Origin of the sequence: Gottfriedia solisilvae (assembly GCF_002128405.1) — a bacterium.
Taxonomy (GTDB): Bacteria; Bacillota; Bacilli; order Bacillales; family Bacillaceae_G; genus Gottfriedia; species Gottfriedia solisilvae.
Map to the genome: position 1 here is coordinate 15,136 of NZ_NETJ01000004.1, position 17,905 is coordinate 33,040.

20 protein-coding genes are annotated in these 17,905 nt (G+C 32.7%); 5 read left to right on the forward strand and 15 right to left on the reverse strand.

The genetic code is table 11. The features are described 5' to 3' along the window. Nucleotides 1–13: 13 nt before the first annotated feature. From CAB05_RS13260 to CAB05_RS13275, 4 genes are all read right to left on the reverse strand, one after another. Complete coding sequence (locus CAB05_RS13260) at nucleotides 14–646, reverse strand: 3D domain-containing protein (RefSeq protein WP_174567296.1); 633 nt, start codon at nucleotides 644–646, stop codon at nucleotides 14–16. 89 nt (nucleotides 647–735) lie between these two features. Continuing rightward, nucleotides 736–1,053, reverse strand: coding sequence for a YuiB family protein (locus tag CAB05_RS13265; RefSeq protein ID WP_088001676.1), 318 nt, complete (start codon nucleotides 1,051–1,053; stop codon nucleotides 736–738). 82 nt (nucleotides 1,054–1,135) lie between these two features. After that, complete coding sequence (locus CAB05_RS13270; protein ID WP_088000504.1) at nucleotides 1,136–1,615, reverse strand: NUDIX domain-containing protein; 480 nt, start codon at nucleotides 1,613–1,615, stop codon at nucleotides 1,136–1,138. A gap of 226 nt (nucleotides 1,616–1,841) precedes the next feature. After that, complete coding sequence (locus tag CAB05_RS13275) at nucleotides 1,842–3,059, reverse strand: NAD(P)/FAD-dependent oxidoreductase (RefSeq protein ID WP_142283101.1); 1,218 nt, start codon at nucleotides 3,057–3,059, stop codon at nucleotides 1,842–1,844. A 425-nt stretch (nucleotides 3,060–3,484) separates the two neighbouring features. Here CAB05_RS13275 and CAB05_RS13280 point away from each other — a divergent pair, with 425 nt between their 5' ends. Further along, the gene (locus CAB05_RS13280; RefSeq protein WP_142283102.1) at nucleotides 3,485–4,474 is read left to right on the forward strand and encodes an NAD(P)/FAD-dependent oxidoreductase; all 990 of its coding nucleotides are present in this window, start codon (nucleotides 3,485–3,487) and stop codon (nucleotides 4,472–4,474) included. 279 nt (nucleotides 4,475–4,753) lie between these two features. On the opposite strand, the gene CAB05_RS13285 is transcribed toward CAB05_RS13280, so the two are convergent. After that, nucleotides 4,754–5,107 carry a HesB/IscA family protein gene (locus tag CAB05_RS13285; RefSeq protein WP_088000508.1) on the reverse strand — a complete coding sequence of 118 codons (354 nt, stop codon included), beginning with the start codon at nucleotides 5,105–5,107 and terminating at the stop codon, nucleotides 4,754–4,756. A 15-nt stretch (nucleotides 5,108–5,122) separates the two neighbouring features. Then, on the reverse strand, nucleotides 5,123–5,974 hold the full coding sequence (gene dapF / locus CAB05_RS13290; protein WP_088000510.1) for a diaminopimelate epimerase: 852 nt from the start codon (nucleotides 5,972–5,974) through the stop codon (nucleotides 5,123–5,125). 426 nt (nucleotides 5,975–6,400) lie between these two features. On the opposite strand from dapF, the gene CAB05_RS13295 reads away from it, so the two are divergent. Next, nucleotides 6,401–7,084: a DUF2225 domain-containing protein gene (locus tag CAB05_RS13295; RefSeq protein WP_158093267.1), complete on the forward strand. Its 684-nt coding sequence runs from the start codon at nucleotides 6,401–6,403 to the stop codon at nucleotides 7,082–7,084. Between the two features lie 82 nt (nucleotides 7,085–7,166). Here CAB05_RS13295 and CAB05_RS13300 read toward each other — a convergent pair whose 3' ends face one another. The 4 genes from CAB05_RS13300 to CAB05_RS13315 all read right to left on the reverse strand — a co-directional run bounded on the left by CAB05_RS13300 (nucleotide 7,167) and on the right by CAB05_RS13315 (nucleotide 11,205). Continuing rightward, nucleotides 7,167–8,267: a Ger(x)C family spore germination protein gene (locus tag CAB05_RS13300; RefSeq protein WP_088000515.1), complete on the reverse strand. Its 1,101-nt coding sequence runs from the start codon at nucleotides 8,265–8,267 to the stop codon at nucleotides 7,167–7,169. After that, nucleotides 8,264–9,355, reverse strand: coding sequence for a GerAB/ArcD/ProY family transporter (locus CAB05_RS13305; RefSeq protein ID WP_088000517.1), 1,092 nt, complete (start codon nucleotides 9,353–9,355; stop codon nucleotides 8,264–8,266). The genes CAB05_RS13300 and CAB05_RS13305 overlap by 4 nt, the downstream gene beginning before the upstream one ends. Then, the gene (locus tag CAB05_RS13310) at nucleotides 9,345–10,841 is read right to left on the reverse strand and encodes a spore germination protein (protein ID WP_088000519.1); all 1,497 of its coding nucleotides are present in this window, start codon (nucleotides 10,839–10,841) and stop codon (nucleotides 9,345–9,347) included. Before CAB05_RS13310 ends, CAB05_RS13305 begins: the two co-directional genes overlap by 11 nt. A gap of 127 nt (nucleotides 10,842–10,968) precedes the next feature. Further along, nucleotides 10,969–11,205: a YuzB family protein gene (locus CAB05_RS13315; RefSeq protein WP_088000521.1), complete on the reverse strand. Its 237-nt coding sequence runs from the start codon at nucleotides 11,203–11,205 to the stop codon at nucleotides 10,969–10,971. Nucleotides 11,206–11,402: 197 nt separating this feature from the next. Here CAB05_RS13315 and CAB05_RS13320 point away from each other — a divergent pair, with 197 nt between their 5' ends. After that, nucleotides 11,403–12,470, forward strand: coding sequence for an NAD(P)/FAD-dependent oxidoreductase (locus CAB05_RS13320; protein ID WP_088000523.1), 1,068 nt, complete (start codon nucleotides 11,403–11,405; stop codon nucleotides 12,468–12,470). 68 nt (nucleotides 12,471–12,538) lie between these two features. Here the strand turns inward: CAB05_RS13320 and CAB05_RS13325 are convergent, their stop codons facing one another. The 4 genes from CAB05_RS13325 to CAB05_RS13340 all read right to left on the reverse strand — a co-directional run bounded on the left by CAB05_RS13325 (nucleotide 12,539) and on the right by CAB05_RS13340 (nucleotide 15,005). Then, on the reverse strand, nucleotides 12,539–13,003 hold the full coding sequence (locus tag CAB05_RS13325; protein WP_088000525.1) for a YndM family protein: 465 nt from the start codon (nucleotides 13,001–13,003) through the stop codon (nucleotides 12,539–12,541). 142 nt (nucleotides 13,004–13,145) lie between these two features. Then, complete coding sequence (locus CAB05_RS13330) at nucleotides 13,146–14,108, reverse strand: SPFH domain-containing protein (protein ID WP_088000527.1); 963 nt, start codon at nucleotides 14,106–14,108, stop codon at nucleotides 13,146–13,148. A gap of 18 nt (nucleotides 14,109–14,126) precedes the next feature. After that, a complete protein-coding gene (locus CAB05_RS13335) occupies nucleotides 14,127–14,546 on the reverse strand; it encodes an NfeD family protein (RefSeq protein WP_088000529.1) in 420 nt (139 codons plus the stop codon). 156 nt (nucleotides 14,547–14,702) lie between these two features. After that, complete coding sequence (locus CAB05_RS13340) at nucleotides 14,703–15,005, reverse strand: YuzD family protein (RefSeq protein WP_088000532.1); 303 nt, start codon at nucleotides 15,003–15,005, stop codon at nucleotides 14,703–14,705. 119 nt (nucleotides 15,006–15,124) lie between these two features. Here CAB05_RS13340 and CAB05_RS13345 point away from each other — a divergent pair, with 119 nt between their 5' ends. Then, complete coding sequence (locus CAB05_RS13345; protein WP_025671774.1) at nucleotides 15,125–15,352, forward strand: NifU family protein; 228 nt, start codon at nucleotides 15,125–15,127, stop codon at nucleotides 15,350–15,352. Between the two features lie 224 nt (nucleotides 15,353–15,576). Here CAB05_RS13345 and yutH read toward each other — a convergent pair whose 3' ends face one another. Continuing rightward, entirely contained in the window at nucleotides 15,577–16,584 is a 1,008-nt protein-coding gene (gene yutH, locus CAB05_RS13350) for a spore coat putative kinase YutH (protein ID WP_088001680.1), read from the reverse strand. Between the two features lie 742 nt (nucleotides 16,585–17,326). Between yutH and CAB05_RS13355 the strand changes: the two genes are divergently transcribed. Beyond that, entirely contained in the window at nucleotides 17,327–17,845 is a 519-nt protein-coding gene (locus CAB05_RS13355) for a phosphatidylglycerophosphatase A family protein (protein WP_088000534.1), read from the forward strand. Nucleotides 17,846–17,905: the final 60 nt, after the last annotated feature.

The window sequence follows — 17,905 nt, forward strand, 5'->3', positions numbered from 1 at the left end:
TTCTCCATCCAAATTAATTCCTCGTTTGTTGTCTAAATACTTGTAATGCATTCTGCTCATTTAAAGTCTTTAATTCAGTCTCAGTAAACTTTCCTGACCCTTTTTTTATAACATAAACTGTTAGTCTCTTCTTTCCCCAATGCTCAAAGACATCTCCTACAGTATGATAATACAAATCCAAATGATGTCCTTTTACCGCTGCACCTTTATCAGCTACAACACCATATCCATAGCCCGGAATAAATAAGATGGTTCCGATTGGAAAAACATTTAAATCCGCTGCGATAGTTGAAAATACGTCCCGTTTTACACCAACACCTGAATACGTAATTCCATAAGATTGATCACTTGGATTCTTACCCGTAGATTCCTTTCCAGCAGTGTAGCCTGTTGCAGTTACCGTTATTTGCTTATAGCTACTCCAGTTTGTATTCTTTTCAATATTTTTCACAATAGTCGTCATTGTTTTTTCGTTAATGATTTGATTTGAATTTTCCTCTGCATAAACATGATGTAGTTGTGCAGAATGATTGAACCACTTCGTAAAATTAACTAATTGTGCATTAGAAACGATTTTAGCTGTTGAGACTAATGCAAGAATGAATAATATAGTAATAATCAATTGACTAAACAATTTTTTATTTATACGCAATGAATCATTTCACTCCTTTTCATTCTTTCATCATTCCCAAAAATAAAAAAAATATAAAAAAAACTTTCTCATTGATGAGAAAGTTAAAACATTTGATATCCATTTTTTCTTAAACTTAGAATGACTACTCCGGACATAATCGCACCAATTAAGCCACTTGATAAAATAATTACATCACCCATGCCAACTGCTAATAAATTTGTTTTTAAAATCGAAAATGCATTTGAAGTTTGTGTAAAATATTTCATTGTATTAATTTTATCTACAATCATCACAATAATAATTGGATAAATAACAACCATGAACCAGGTTGTCCTAAACAACATATTTGCTAAAAAACCAATTCCAAAAGCTAAGACAAAAAATAGTAAAATTGAAATTAGTAAAACTGGAATACTCATTTCCATCCAAAACACCCCACAATTATTCTACTTACAGTGTAAAACCTTCTGTTCTTAACGTCAATTTTTTATATATTCTTAATCATTTGATAAAACGATATGTAGTATACTGAAACTGATCTCCAGGATTCAATCCATCATGTACAGCCATTGGTTCATTTGGTGGATTTTGAATTAAATATTTAATTAATAATGAAGAGGCTGGATCTTCGAGTAATTCCTGTTCAGAGATAAATTTGGCATCTGATAGTTCTTTCTCTTGTATCGTAATTTTCGTATCATTCGCTTGTAATAAGAAAATTAACATATTATCACTGATTTCTTCGCGAATGACACCAGTTCTAACTCCTATTAAGCCGATACATGTAGCGTTCACACCTGTTTCCTCTGTTACCTCTCTTAAAACAGCCTGATCAACAGTCTCACCTTCTTTTACAAATCCAGCAGGTAATGACCAAAGATCCTTAAGTCCACTATATTTCTTCTTTACAACTAACCATCTACCAGCAGAGTCTTTAACTAAACCTGCAACAGCTAACCATACATTACCTCTTTTACTCATTGCTTTGATCCCACCTTTTCTACAAAAAAAAGCCCGACTACTGTCGAGCTTTCAGACTATTGACAAACGCTCGCTTCTCCGTTGCTTCGCCTGCTAGTGGTGCATACTACCATCTATCGTAACCTTGCTTCCACTCGGCCATGCACCTCGAAAATCAAGCGTTTAATCAGTTTGAAAAAATTTCTTATACACAATGATAGCCCGACTATTGTCGAGCTATATTTTCTTAAAGGAGATTTAATTTACCTTTTTTAAGAACTAGCATTGGGCCACCAAGTACGAATAAGTAACGGTTATCAATTACTTTTTTCATAAATGAAGCTTTCCAACCAGTTAATTTTTTACCGAATACTACACCAATTGCATCATCATGTCCTAATGAACATACAGTACCTTTAATATCTGGAGTGAATTCTTCTAGCTCGCCTTTTCCACGAACTAATACTGCTAAGTTGTGTGCAACATTGAAACCTTGTTGAATTGCAATTTGTGCAGTTGGTGGATATGGACGGTTATTCACTTCATCAATTAATAAAGCAGAATCACCTACGATAAATACATCGTCATATCCTGGAACACGCATGTCTTTTGTAACTTTTACACGTCCACGCATTGCTTCAAAGCCAGCTTGCTCAACTAAAGCATTACCACGAACACCTGCAGCCCATACTACTGTTGCAGATTTAATTTCTTCAGTTTCTTCACCTTTAGCAACGATGATTCCTTCTTCAGTACATTCTTTAATTGCTGTACCAATTTTGAACTCAACGCCTTTTTTCTCTAATTGAGATACAGCGTAGTCAACTAATTCTGGATCAAAACCAGGTAATACCATTGGAGCAGCTTCAACGCATACAATACGTACTAAATCACGGTCGATATCATATTCTTTACATAATTCTGGCACACGGTTTGCTAATTCACCAACAAATTCAATACCAGTAAATCCAGCACCACCAACAATGATAGTTAATAACTCATCACGTTTTTCAGCTGGCGTGTTATGATATTTTGAAAAACTATAGTCAATATGCTCACGAATTTGACGTGCAGCGTTAATACTTGCAATTGAAAATGCATGTTCTTTTAATCCTTTAATTCCGAAAGTTTCAGATTCGAAACCAAGTCCAATTACTAAATAGTCATAATTTAATTCACCGTGAGTAAGAACAACTTTCTTATCTTCTGGTTTAATTTCTGTTACTGTATCTTGAATGAAGTTGATTTTACTTGGATTAATCACATCTTTAATATCTAGACGTGTACGGTCATGGTGTAATGTACCTGCTGCATTTTCATGTAACCACGTAGTTTGGTAATGGTAGCTATTTTTATTTACTAAAGTAATTTCTGCCTCATTTGCAGATAATGTTTTTTGAAGTCGAGTTGCAGTAATAATACCACCGTACCCAGCTCCAAGGATTACAATCTTAGGCTTATTCATGATACTAACCATCCTTTTAATTATATTAAGTACTTTCCTACTGTTACCTAAACGAGATAACTTAGTACAATAGTGAGCAAACTTTTCTATGCGACATAACTTAGTACATTAGTGAGCAAACTATTATATAGGGAAATTTGTCAAATTATTTCGTAATAATTGTCACAAAATGTTAACAATTAGCCTATTACAATATTAAAGTTTTTTCTTAAAGATTTCAAGTATAAACTAAACGCTTGAATTCTCAAAACATTAAGTCTTATTATTTAGAAAATTTACTTTCGAATACGTATTTTTAAATTTTGCATTTGAAAAAATTCTATACCATTTTTATTCGCTTTTTTTCTTATATCTCTATAAAATATGATATTATTCTATAGAAGACATGCGTTAATGCATATATACACAAGGGGGATATTCCGTTTATGAAAGACGAAAAAGTATATGATATTACAATTATAGGTGGAGGACCAATTGGTTTATTCACTGCTTTTTATGGTGGAATGAGACAAGCTAGTGTAAAAATCATTGAAAGCTTACCACAATTAGGTGGGCAATTATCAGCACTTTACCCTGAAAAATATATTTATGATGTTGCAGGTTTTCCAAAAGTACGTGCTCAAGAATTAATCGATAACTTAAAAGAGCAAATGAAAAAATTTGAACCAACTATTTGCTTAGAGCAATCTGTACAACAAATTACTAAAAACGATGATGGCGTATTTCATTTAGTTTGTAATGATGGCTTTGAACATTATACAAAAGCAATCATCATTACTGCTGGAAATGGTGCGTTCCAACCTCGTAAGTTAGAAATTCCTGGTTCTGAACGATTTGAAAAAGCAAACTTACATTACTTCGTAGATGATATGAATAAATTTGCTGGCAAACGTGTAGTTGTATTTGGCGGTGGTGACTCTGCAGTAGACTGGTCATTAATGCTAGAACCAATCGCTGAAAAAGTAACACTAATTCACCGTCGTGATAAATTTAGAGCTCATGAACACAGTGTAGAAAACTTAATGAACTCAAAAGTTGAAGTAAAAACTCCTTGGATTCCAGTCGAAATTATTGGTAATGATCGTATCGAAAAAGTAGTTCTTCAAAATGCAAAAACTGAAGAGCGCGAAGAAATCGAAATAGACGATGTAATTGTAAACTACGGTTTCGTATCTTCATTAGGTCCAATAAAAGATTGGGGCTTAACAATCGAAAAAAATAATATCGTTGTTAATTCTCGCATGGAAACAAATATTCAAGGTATTTATGCAGCTGGTGACATTTGTACTTATGATGGAAAAGTAAAACTAATTGCATCTGGATTCGGTGAAGCTCCTACAGCAATCAATAACGCAAAAGCATATATTGATCCAAGTGCAAAATTACAACCAGGTCATAGCTCATCAATGTTCTAAAATAGAGTACATCAGACTGTCCATACAATGGGCGGTCTTTTTTTCACTAAGTATGTGATATACTGAACATACAATAACATACTTAGTGAAGAACTTCACAACAAAATGCAAACTAAAATAATTGATTACACTATATAATAGTATCAATTTAGAAAAATGATTCGTTATTTTAACTATATTTTGTAAAAATATTAACAAACGTTTTAGAACCCCAGCCTATTTCAAAATAAAACCTTCTTACAGTAGTCGTTACACTAACTGTAAAGAAGGTTTTTACTATTAACATTCTTCAGGCGTACCTGCGTTCGAAGCAGTTCTAAAGCTTGAGCCACATCCACATGATGCAATCGCATTTGGATTTTCAATTGTAAATCCGCCACCAAGTAACGATTCTTTAAAATCGATTACAACACCTTTTAAAATCGGCGCACTTTCAATATCAATTAGAAATTTGATATTTTGAAATTCTAGTTCAGTGTCATTTTCATTTTTTTCAGGATCAAATCCTAGACCATATGAAAGACCAGAACAGCCGCCACCTTTTACACCTAAACGTACATAAACGTTTTGATCTTCTTCATTTTCAAGCATTTCTTTAATTTTTAATCCTGCTTGTTCAGTCACTGTAATCATATCATTCACTCCTCTTTATAAATAATATATGCCTTCTGTTATTGTAACTGCCGGGCCTTTCATCCATACATCTCCATCCGAAGACCATGTAATTTGTAAATCTCCACCTTGCAAATGAACAGTAATTGGCTCGTCTTTATTATATTTACCTTCTTGTACCATTGCTACTGCAGCTGCGCATGCCCCTGTTCCACATGCTTGGGTAACGCCAGAACCACGTTCCCATACTACAAAATTGATTTCATTATGAGGTAAACATTCGATAAATTCAACATTTACGCTTTCAGGAAACAATTCATGCTTCTCTACATATGGACCAAGTGTAGTTAGCGGAGCATTTTTAATATCTCTGACTTCAAATACTGCATGTGGGTTTCCCATCGAAACACCAATGAATGAATGAAGCTCATCTTCAAATAATATTTGATCTTTTGCAAATTCCTGTTCCTCTCCGCTTATAGGAATTAAGGAACGCTGGAATATTGGTTCTCCCATATTAATAGTAACCAAACTAACAGCATCATTTTCAAGATGCACAATAGCCTTTACTATATTACTAATCGTCTCGATCTTAAAATTAGTATCCTTCACTAAAGCATGTTCAAAAGCATATTTAGCAACACATCTTAAACCATTTCCACAATTTTTTGCTTCAGAGCCGTCATTGTTAAATACTCTCATTTTCACATCAGCTACATCAGACGGGCAAATTAAAATCATCCCATCACTACCGATACCTGTATGAATATTTGAAACGCTAATAGCAATTGAAGAAAGATCTTCTTCCTTCAAATTTTCTTCAAACATATTTACATATATATAATTATTACCTAAACCATGCATTTTTGTATAACGAAAAGAATTCATTTTCATGACTCCTTACTATTTTTAATAATACAAGTATAAATTTTTAATGAACTGAGCACAATAAGAACATCCCCCGTTTCTCGATATAGAAACATTTTTTGAGCGATCACTAACATGTGACTGCTCATTTTTTTGTCTATTTTTTCAATCCATATTAAAACTAATAAACAACTCCATTATAACAATATTCGATTTCTTTTATATTATAGTACGCCACCAAATAGTTTATTGCTCATGCCAATATGTCTCAACACAATAAAGATAGAACCTTCCATATTATTTTGTATCCGATTAATCTAAGCCCAATATCGTTACTTTTGAATTATTTTATTATATTTCTTTATAAAATAAACATTCTTACGACTCACTGCCGATATAGGATATATAGAACATATAAATCAGCTGAAAATGGAGCTAAGTGAAATTATGACTATAACACCAACTTTTTCCCGTACTTTGAAATGCCCATGTTGTTCAAATTCTTTTTCTACTGTCAACGTTAGAATTTCATACCCAAAAACTGTCGAAGTAAGTACTGATTTCTGTGTAACATATCAAGATGAAGTCAATTCCCCTTATTTATATTACGTAAACGTTTGTAACCTATGTGGATACGCCTTTACTAAGAATAGTAGTTTGATTTCCTCAATATCTAAAGCAATCATTCAAAAGGAAGTTTCTGAAAAGTGGCGACCTCGTAGCTTTGGAGATATCCGATCGGTTGAGGATGCCATTACATGCTACAAGCTTGCAATCTATTGCTCAATACTTAAAAATGAAAAATATTATATTTTAGCTGGCTTATTATTAAGAGTTAGCTGGTTATATCGAAAGTTGAACAATCAAGTTGAAGAAGAAAGATTTATGTTAAAAACAGTTGAAGCCTATAAAAAAAGCTATGACATAGCAGAATATGTTGGAAGTGAAATGTCTGAAATTAGAGTCTTATTTTTAATAGGAGAGCTTTCTAGGAGATGTAAACTATATGAAGATGCCATTAGTCATTTTTCAAAAATTGTAGCTCATTCAAATGCTCAACTAGAAAAAGGCATTGTAGAAAAAGCGCGCCAACAATGGCAAATCACGAGAGAAGAAGCGAAGAAACATTAAATCAAAAAATTAAAATACCTCCTTTATTGGAGGTATTTTTATTCACAATAATTTTTAACCTTTAACTGTGTTAGTATTTTTCTCAAAATACAGCTCCAGTCTTAGTAATATTAACTTTTACTTTTGTTTCAAACTGAACATTTTTATAATCCTTTTCCCAGTCTAATTTCTTCCAAATGTCAGGATGAGAACTAGCAAGCTTCCTCCCTATTCCTAACGCATCGCAGTTTGCTTCCAAAAGAATACTTGTCAGTTCTTTTGCCTCTTTCGTAAGTAGAGTAGATATATCTTTGTTTAAAGAATTAACATTGGTTTTTTCTTCTAAATTATTTGAATAACTAACTAGATTGACATCTAATTCCAAGTTTATTTTACATTTTATTTTCCGATTCGCTTTGTCAATTACTAAGTCCATCTTCCTTTTTTCATCCATCACTCTAAGGGCAGTTGATCGATTACGTTTTAAATTCACTGCAACAAGTCCTTCCTTTTGTATACCGTTGGATAATAATAATAGTAAAGTGCTTTTCTCTTTCGGTATGCTATATCCAGTATATTTATCTTTATGAAAAAGATAAACGCCACCGATAGCCACTCGATCATTTTCAACTTTTTCTACAAAAGGTAACAAAAGATCTTCTCTAGAGTCTACAACTTGAGACCAAGTTGAAAAGACAGTTTCTTTCGGAATATTCGTTAAAGACTCTGATGATTTCAAGGCTTTTAATATTTCAAATGCAATTGGACTTTTTTGAGGGTTTACAGATAGAATGTCTGAAGCACTTCCTTTTGTCATTACAACCCTAGCTGTGACATACGCATCTTTTGGGCGATAAAAGATTTCTAAAAAAGGATGTATACCTTGCTTCCCTAGCTCTTCTCCAATTAGTATGATATGGGCTTTACTTACATCTATTTTTCCAGGCATCTTAAAATTGATTTCCGGTCCAACTTCTGAAGAATATTTACTTTTCGTTTCTATTAACTCATCTTTAAGATCAAATTGCCCTCCGCCTTTACTTTCAATATTTAAAATTCTTGCAGAACCTAATAATTCATTTTTATCAGTAATGTCGAAACTAACCCCATTGATAAGAGTTTTATTTACAAGAAGACTTTGATCCCAACAACCCGATAAGAATATTAATATCACACAAAGATAAATTAAAAAAATTTTTTTCAAGCATTTTCACTCCTTTTCAATGTTTTTATAAACAATGTCAAAACAAGGAGTAAAATTGGCAAAATAAAAACAACAAAATAGCTTAAATAGGTAACATACGTACTAAATTTTGTAATCATATTTTCATCAAATGGATAGATCGAAATAAGAAAGATGATGATTGCGTTTACCAAAACAGTTTTCTTATAAGACTTCTCCTTACTGATACTCTTACTTGCAAAAAATAAGTATGCGATAATGGAAGTCGTCATTGGAACAATCCAGCTTGATATGAAAATTAAATCAATCCTATCCAACATTTCATAAGATAGAGCTTTAAATAGATACAAAACCGGTTCCCGTATTTGTTTTAACTGCATTGGACTAAAACTGATGAGACAAAGAAATAAGAAGTATGTGTATAATGCGGTGACAGTTAGATTCGCGAGTGATACTGATTTTAGCAATCCTTTTTCTTTGTTAATAATAAAAGGATAAACTATCAAAACACCTTCAAAACCTAGCATAGAAATGATTGACTTATTACTACCCATCATTATATTTTTCATGCCGGAATGCCCGATCGGCAAAATGTTTTGAAACTCTTTTTCCAATCCATATGTTAAAAATGATAGCAAAATTAATAAAACTAACATAAATGTAGCTATTACAAAGAATCTTGCTATGATCGTCAATTCACTAAGCGCTAAATATATACTTGATAAAATGATAAACAATGATAAGACCCATAAAGGTGTTAATGGTAGTAGCCAAAGACTAATACAGTTTATATATAGAATGAGTGCTAGACTACCAGTCAAAATAAAATATAAATAAATGATAAAATTTAATAATTTCCCTATATATTTTCCAAATAATCTAATTGTGATTTTTGAATAATTTTCATTCGGGAATTGTTTAAATAAAAACCAATAAATAATTAGCATGATTTGAACGATTACTCCAGCAAGAATCGTTGAAATCCATCCATCACCTTTTGCTGTAGCTTGCACAACATTTGGCAATGATAATAGTCCAATGCCAACTTGACTTTGAATTAAAAAGAAGAATAATTGAAATTTAGTAATTGAATTTTTTTTAGTGATCATTTTTCTTCCACACCCTAGACATTCCTTGTTGTCTTAATTTTTTTGGCTTAGCGTCAGTTGGTCTAGTATTTAGTTTCCAAAATGGAAGTCTAATAAAAGTATCCTTTAAGTCTTCTTTTTTAAATGGCGCAATTGGAGAAAAGTATGGCATGCCAAAAGATTGTAATTTACACAAATGCATAAATATAAGCATTAACGATAGAATGATTCCAAAAAATCCAAATACCGATGCCGCAATCATAGTTGGAAAGCCTAATACTCTAGCACTTGTTCCCATTTCATTAATTGGTGCGACAAACGAGGCGATTGCAGTAAAGCCAATCACGACAATCATTGTATTTGAAACTAGATGAGCTTCTACAACAGCTGTCCCAATTACAAGTCCTCCAACAATACCAATCGTTTGCGCAATAGGAGATGGCAGACGAATTGAAGCTTCCTTTAATAATTCTAAAATGATTTGCATAGCAAATGCTTCTACTAATGGCAGGAAAGGTACAAATTCTAAAGATACACGTATAGAATATAGAATCCCAATTGGAAGGACTTCTGAATGAAATGTAACAATGGCAATATAGATAGCAGGCAAACTAATTGCAACGATAAAGCTAAAAACCCTGATAATACGAAAAAAAGACCCAATTAACCATCTATGATTATAATCATCAGGTGCCTGATAAAAAGAAAAGAATGTAATTGGTACTATGGACACCATAGGACTGCCATCAACTATCAATGCAATTTTTCCATCTAATAAATAAGAAGTAGCACGATCAGGTCGTTCAGTATTTAACACTTGAGGAAAAGGAGAATATGGATTATCTTCTATCAGTTCTTCTAAATTTCCAGTGGACTGTAGTTGATCAACCTGTATGCTTGAAATTCTTTTCATAATTTCTTCAACGAGCATACGATTAGCAAGTGAATCGATATAAACCATTGCAACTTTCGTATTTGTCATTTTTCCAATCGTAAAATATTCCACTTTGAGATCTGTATTTCTCACTCTTTTTCTTAACAATTGAATATTTGTGCTGAGACTTTCAATAAACCCGTCATGTGCACCATTTATATTTTGTTCCGTATTCGGCTCACTAATTGAGCGTCCTTGACTATCTGACACTTCCATCATAAAGCCTTCTATACAATTCTCCTTTAAGATTACACAATAACCATCTACTATCCTTTTACCTAGTGTTGATATTCTAGAAGATCTATTTAATTCTAATTTACTTAAAAATTTTAAATCAGTTGAATCGAATAGGGGATCTACAACATAGGAAAAAAGTAAATCCTTTTTCACCATAGTATCCAAATACAATAACGTTAACTTTTCACTATTTTTATTGATTTCTGTCACAATTAAATCTTCTGTATTACACAAAAATTCATTAATTTTTTCTATATTACTTTTTAAATCAACTGTTAATCTATTTTCATTATTTGCCTGTTGACCGGGGGATAATGTATCTTTAGAAAATCTCATGATGATACTCCTTATGTCTAATTAAAAATTATTCTATCCAAAATTATGTAGTTTATGAAAAATATACTTGTCTTCCATTTATATAGATAAAATAAAAAAAACATCACTATTATAGAGTGATGTTTTTTTATATCAATAAATTTTCTTCTAGAAAATTATATATATTATCAACTAGTTCTGTCGGAGTCTCCCCCGTAATAACTTCCCCTTCAACCAATGCAAAAAGTGATAAACTACATTTTCCACAGTATCCAAGGCATCCGTATTCCAATACATCTAGATTCGGATCTCGTTCAAGCTGCTCTAATGCTTTTTGGGCACCGTTTGCTAGGTTTTTAATACAAAATTCAACTAATGGTCTCAATTATTTTCACTCCTTGCTCCTCATAAAGTTACTCTTTTTTTTTTAAAAGGTCAATCATTTTAGATTTATTTAGAACAAGGTTTATTTTACAAAGTAAGGCGTTGTTATTTCACCTCAAAATATATATAATATAATTGTCGAAAATTAGAAAATTTTTTTTTATTTATTGCTAATAAAACAAAAGGGGAACAACAACTATGAAAAACCTCGTATTACTAGGTGGCGGATACGGAAATGTTCGTGTTTTATCTCGATTATTAACATCGGCCTTACCTGAGGACGTTCATATCACACTAATTGATCGGAATTCTTTTCACTGCTTTAAAACTGAATACTATGCGTTAGTTGCTGGTACAGTACCAGAGCAGCATATCAGAATTCCATTTCCAACTCATGAAAAATTAACTGTTGTATATGGGGATATTACAACAATTGATACATCAAACAAACAAGTGATATTAAACAATGGTAAAACAGTATCATATGATGATTTAGTGATTGGTCTAGGTTGTGAAGATAAATATCACAACGTACCAGGTGCACAAGAGCATACTTATAGTATTCAAACTATTGAAAACACAAGAATTGCTTATGAAAATGTAAATAGTCTCCCTCCTAACTCTGTAGTTGGTGTTGTAGGTGCTGGTTTAAGTGGTGTAGAAGTTGCAAGTGAATTAAGAGAAAGCAGAAGCGATTTAAAGATTTTACTATTCGATCGCGGAAGTAGAATTCTATCCATGTTCCCAGAAAAGCTCAGCCATTACGTTCAAAAATGGTTTGACGAGCATGATGTAAAAATCATTAGTAATTCAAATATTACAAAGGTTGAAGAGAATACTTTATTCAACCATGATGATGAAATTCATTGTGATGCTGTAATTTGGACAGCGGGCATTCAACCAGTTGAAGTTGTTCGAAATCTAGATGTTGAAAAAGACAACAGTGGAAGAATTGTGATTACAAAACATCACCATATTCCAACAGATGAACATGTATATGTAGTTGGTGATTGTGCAGCATTACCTTATGCACCGTCTGCACAGCTTGCCGAAGCACAAGCAGAGCAAATTGTTACCATCTTACACAAAAAATGGAATGGTGAACAGCTGCCAGATGAAATGCCACAAATTAAACTAAAAGGTATTATGGGATCTCTTGGTAAGAAACATGGTTTCGGCTTATTTAATGAACGCCCTCTGTTAGGCCGTGTACCAAGACTGATTAAGTCAGGTATCCTATGGTTATACAAATATCATAACGGTTGATACACCATATAGAATAAAATACTAATTTAATTTCTGTTCCAGAAAAAAAAGTAACTCTTAAAATAGAGTTACTTTTTTTTCTTTTTCTTTTTATAATGCTTTTGATTCTTAAAATCAGGAGTCAATTCTTCAGATGCTTCAGTTTGAAATCTTAAATTCCTAGTGGAGATATCCTCTGATACATTTTCATTATGGATTACATGAGTATAAACATATTTATGGAAAAAGAATTCAAATAAACCTATTCCAATTGCGGAAATTAATGATGGATAAAATAGATTGCCATCATAAGTTAACACTGACCCTATATAATAAATGAAAAAAAATGATAATCCAACATCTGCAATCGTAGCAACAATGTTATTTGATTTTGATAAAATTAGCATATCACCAAGTAAATAAGAGCTAACCCCAACAACTAGGGTTATTAAGAACACAGTTCCAAACGACATATCGTATAATACAGCCAGAACCATATATAATAAAGCAAAACTAGCTATAAATTTTATTAATAGTGCTTTAACATGCCTCAACTTAATCCCTCCTTGCACTTATTATGATAAAAAGTAATTAAACTATTCATTTGATATTTTTAAAAGTCTGTATGTCCATTAACGGTTAATCAACAAAAGACCCTTAGCTAACGCTAAGGGTCTTTTGTTTCATTCATTCATTTTATTGTTCAGTTTTATCTGAACGCATAACTTCTTTTACACTTTCAACCATACCTAAAAGTTTTGTAGCATCTGTCGGAATAACAAGTTTTGATGCAGTTCCATTTGCTACTTTTTCTAATGCTTCCATTGAACGTAATTGGACCATTTCTTTTGTAGGTGAAGCAGCTCTCCAAACATCTAATACTACTTGTTCACCGCGGGCTTTAGCTTCTGCAAGCTTAATGATTGCTTCTGCTTCCCCTTCTGCACGTAACACTTGTGACTCTTTATCTCCACGTGCTCTTTCGATCTGACTCAAGCGTTGCCCTTCAGCTTCAAGAATTTGAGATTGCTTTTCCCCTTCAGCTTTAAGAATTTTCGATTCCTTTTCACCTTGAGCGTTTAGTACTTTTTCACGACGAGTACGTTCTGCTTGCATTTGACGTTCCATCGCATTTTGAATATCAATCGGTGGAATGATATTTCGAATCTCAACACGATTAACTTTCATTCCCCATTTATCTGTTGCTTGGTCAAGTATTGCACGTAATTTATTATTTACCGTATCACGGCTTGTTAACGTTTCATCTAAATCTAATTCCCCAATTAAGTTACGCAATGTTGTTGCAGTTAGATTAGAAATCGCTGAAAGAGGGTTTGCAATTTCATACTCATGTCGAACTACGTCAGTAACTTGGTAAAACACTACTGAGTCCACTTGAATACTTACATTATCTTTCGTAATCATTGATTGTGGTGGAAAATCCACAACTGTTTCACGTAATGTTTTTTTACTTGCAACTCTTTCAATAAATGGAACGACAATATGAATACCACTCTCTAATTTACGATGAAATTTACCTAAGCGTTCAACTAAATAAACTTCAGATTGACGTACAATTCGAATGCTCGATAATAATAGTAATACGACGAATAAAACAATAATCCCTATAATAATTGGACCATATGGAATTTCAGACATAACCCACTTCTCCCCTGACTAAATATTTGTTACGTATAATGTTGCACCTTCTATTTTTGTTACAACAACCTTTTCACTTAATACTAGTGGTTCGGTCGAGCGAATAGTCCACTCATCTCCATAAACTTTTGTAGTGCCTAATGTATCATCTGTCAATTCAATGGATGATACAATTACTTCCTTTCCAATTAAAGAATTTACACCATTTTCTATCGTTTTATGTTGATGTATTCTCTTGGCAAAATTCTTTGTACTTAACCAAAGAATAAGTGCACTTATTATAAAAGTAATAAAAGTTAAGATGATCGAGCCAGTTAAATAACTTACGATTGCTGCTAAAATACACGCTATTCCAATCCATAAAAAAACAAATGTAATTGAAAACATTTCAATAATAACTAATATAACGCCAATTACAAATAAGCTAATTGCGACCATACCACCCCTCCTCCCAGTCTATATATATGCCAAATTTTGTAATTTATCTTTCACTTCTATTTTAACATGTAAATTAGTCCAATTTACATAGAATTCTTGAACATTATTAAAACCACATTAAAAAAACCTCCTTATTTGCATAAAGAGGTAACAACATTATTGTTCAATTGCTTGATACACATCTTTCAGTTTTGGATTACCTTCTCCAACAACTGTTCCATTTACTAACACGACTGGGTAGAAATATTCATCATTTCTAACTCTTTCTGCAAAATCTTCTTTTTCGTTATTATCAACATTAAAAATATCGATATATTGAAAATCAAATGCTATGTCAGGATATTTTCTTTGTAGTGCTGCTTGAAGCCATTCAAATGTTTCGATTGAAGATGGCATTCCTACACAACTTGCACAAATTACTTCAGCCCCAAAAACTTCCACTAAAATTTTATTACTCATTTTCTCCTCCTAGCATACAATAACTGTGTGTCCTAAAAATTACACAACACAAAGTACTCTGTAATAGATTTTTTCCTCTTAACTGATTATAATAAAATTAGTGAAAGGAGTCGATAAGTATGGACATGAAAGAACAAGTACAAGAAGTATTAGATAAATTAAGACCATTTCTTCTTCGCGATGGTGGAGACGTTGATTTAGTTGATATTGAGGATGGTATTGTTAAACTACGCCTTTTAGGTGCATGTGGAAGCTGCCCAAGTTCAACGATCACTTTAAAAGCTGGTATTGAACGTGCTCTATTAGAAGAGGTACCTGGTGTAATTGAAGTAGAGCAAGTATTCTAATTCAATTCATTAAAGAGAAGGGAGATTCCCTTCTCTTTTTTATTTGTAGACAAAGTACAAAAAACCAGAGTATCAGACTGATTGAAAACGCTTGTCTTTCGAGGCGCAAGCCGGATGAGGAGCGGAGTTACCTAGACGGTAATGAGCACCGCAAGAAGGTTAAGCATCGAAGAAAGCGAGCGTTTGGCGGCAGTCTGAGAGAAGGGAGATTTCCCTTCTCTTTTTTACTTTAACCAATTAATTTCTCTAATTCCTAATTTAACTATTGGCAGACCAATCATTTCATAGAAGTTACCTAAAAACGATTCAAACTCACTTGTCGTTTCCAAATAAGTGACTAGCTTACGTTCATGCCTTTTTCGATCCGCATCTGTCTTAGATAAATAATAGCCTTCAATCGTTTCAAAATAATGTACTGGGAATAGAAGTCTTGCATATAATAATCGCCAAGAAAATGTTGATAAAGGACTTTTCTTTTCATAACTATACAAAAATGAGAGTATTTTTTTTCGATAATTCCCGCCGCTGTTTTCTAAATATTCATCTCTAACCCACTCCGCTAAATCCCTAGAAGGATGATCATAAATCCATTCTGTAGGTATTTTTGCAAAATGTATTTCTTTCATTTTTCTCTCAGCCATTTTTTGATGACAAATCGTCGCAGAATCAACAATTTGAGGGGTGTCATCTAATTCTGTATCAACAACATATTGAATCGCATTCTCCGTCATTCCAAGATAGTAAGGAAACGATTCGATGAAGATTTGTTCAAAATAATTTTCAGGATGACTATTCACCTTCTTTTGCCAAAATCTTTCTAACTGCTCTAAGCGTTTCTCCCATAAAGACTTCCATTGACCAATTCTTTTTAACTGCTTTAAATCCTCGCTATACTTCTTACCACGTAAATGAAAAACTGCTAATTCTTCTCCAAAGCTCGTGCTTGTGCTTCGTTCACTTTGACGAAAACTTTTAAATAAAGAATAATTACTACCACCAATCTTACTTACATAATACCCTTGAACATTTTGAACAAATGTTGCAACTGTTTGATCACCTGTTGCACTCATAAAATCACTCAATCGTTTCATTTCCTGTAAATCATCTTCTTTTAAATTTCCAATTGGCACAAGAAAATACACCCTATTCCTCTGCCAAAACATGTAATATGACTGAACTGAAAGAAGCTCAGCTGGTTGAATTTGATAATGATGAAACAAATCTTGAATGATGTTTTGATTTCTAATAAACATCATCACTCACATCCTTTAAATTACTACTTATTAATGTATATGTCACAAACCCAAAAACCTGTACCCATACTTTCACTTTAAAACATAAACCGAATGACCCTTCACAAAAAAGGTGAAAATGACGTATAAATATAGAAAGGTGGAGGCGACTGGTTAGCTCCGACAAGCATAAGACAAAAACCAGTAAAGGTGGCTATTTACCTTTAATGGAGTTTGACTTATGACCTCGAGGAGCTAGGAGCCGGAACTAGACAATTCGAAAGGTGGAGGCGACTGGTTAGCTCCGACAAGCATAAGACAAAAACCAGTTAAGCAGGTCGAAAACCAGTTTGTTCATCATTACCAAGTAAACCTTTACTACATTTTTCATAAAGTATTGGTAAGAACTAACATAGAAAAAAAGCTATAAAGATACTCAAAACTTGAAAACATATCAAGAGTTAGATTAGGAAGAAACTATTCGAAATTTGTTTATTTAAGTGAATTAGATATATGGTTGGAGCCTTAAATGTAATTTTTTATATAAATTGAGTTCATTTTGATGATTAACATTTTTTTATAAAGGGGAATTATGTTCAATCTAGAATCATATATATTTAAACCTCTGTTTAATTAAAAAATTGGCTCTTTATCCTTGCATATTTCTAATCGTTTCAGTAGTTCATTCAATTTTAGTTACATTCCCACTAAATAAATTAATTGATAAGGAAAAGGTGATGACATGGAATTTTTAAATCACGATCTAGAGAAGACTGCACTATCATTATTAGAAAAAAGAGGTGTAACGCTTGATGATATTGCCGATTTAGTTTATTTTTTACAAAGTAAATATCATGATGATTTGTCGATGGAAGAGTGTTTACACAATGTTAAAAGGGTCTTAACAAAGCGTGAAATACAAAATGCCATCATTACCGGTATTGAGTTAGATATATTAGGTGAGCAAAATAAATTGCAGGAGCCTTTATTATCCATCATTAAGCGAGATGAAGGTTTATACGGAATAGACGAAATCATTGCTCTTTCGATCGTAAATGTTTACGGGTCGATTGGTTTTACGAATTATGGTTATATCGATAAAATGAAGCCTGGCATTTTAGAAAGATTAAATGATAAGTCCACTGGTATGGTTCATACGTTTTTAGATGACATTGTTGGCGCAATTGCGGCTGCAGCATCTAGCAGATTGGCTCATCGTGCAGCTCATAAAAACTCAGATGAACGTAAAGGTGATAAATAAAAATGGAAAAGCACTCGGCTAATAAGCTGAGTGCTTTTCCATTTTGCTACGGTCGTTTTC

Bases quoted from the DNA above. Each gene is read 5' to 3' on its own strand.
- CAB05_RS13335 (WP_088000529.1), bottom strand. From the start codon at position 14,546: ATGGTCGCAATTAGCTTATTTGTAATTGGCGTTATATTAGTTATTATT.
- CAB05_RS13355 (WP_088000534.1), top strand. From the start codon at position 17,327: ATGGAATTTTTAAATCACGATCTAGAGAAGACTGCACTATCATTATTA.
- CAB05_RS13345 (WP_025671774.1), top strand. From the start codon at position 15,125: ATGGACATGAAAGAACAAGTACAAGAAGTATTAGATAAATTAAGACCA.
- CAB05_RS13275 (WP_142283101.1), bottom strand. From the start codon at position 3,059: ATGAATAAGCCTAAGATTGTAATCCTTGGAGCTGGGTACGGTGGTATT.
- CAB05_RS13295 (WP_158093267.1), top strand. From the start codon at position 6,401: ATGACTATAACACCAACTTTTTCCCGTACTTTGAAATGCCCATGTTGT.
- dapF (WP_088000510.1), bottom strand. From the start codon at position 5,974: ATGAATTCTTTTCGTTATACAAAAATGCATGGTTTAGGTAATAATTAT.
- CAB05_RS13285 (WP_088000508.1), bottom strand. From the start codon at position 5,107: ATGATTACAGTGACTGAACAAGCAGGATTAAAAATTAAAGAAATGCTT.
- CAB05_RS13320 (WP_088000523.1), top strand. From the start codon at position 11,403: ATGAAAAACCTCGTATTACTAGGTGGCGGATACGGAAATGTTCGTGTT.
- CAB05_RS13340 (WP_088000532.1), bottom strand. From the start codon at position 15,005: ATGAGTAATAAAATTTTAGTGGAAGTTTTTGGGGCTGAAGTAATTTGT.
- CAB05_RS13270 (WP_088000504.1), bottom strand. From the start codon at position 1,615: ATGAGTAAAAGAGGTAATGTATGGTTAGCTGTTGCAGGTTTAGTTAAA.
- CAB05_RS13265 (WP_088001676.1), bottom strand. From the start codon at position 1,053: ATGAGTATTCCAGTTTTACTAATTTCAATTTTACTATTTTTTGTCTTA.
- CAB05_RS13280 (WP_142283102.1), top strand. From the start codon at position 3,485: ATGAAAGACGAAAAAGTATATGATATTACAATTATAGGTGGAGGACCA.
- CAB05_RS13330 (WP_088000527.1), bottom strand. From the start codon at position 14,108: ATGTCTGAAATTCCATATGGTCCAATTATTATAGGGATTATTGTTTTA.
- CAB05_RS13305 (WP_088000517.1), bottom strand. From the start codon at position 9,355: ATGATCACTAAAAAAAATTCAATTACTAAATTTCAATTATTCTTCTTT.
- CAB05_RS13310 (WP_088000519.1), bottom strand. From the start codon at position 10,841: ATGAGATTTTCTAAAGATACATTATCCCCCGGTCAACAGGCAAATAAT.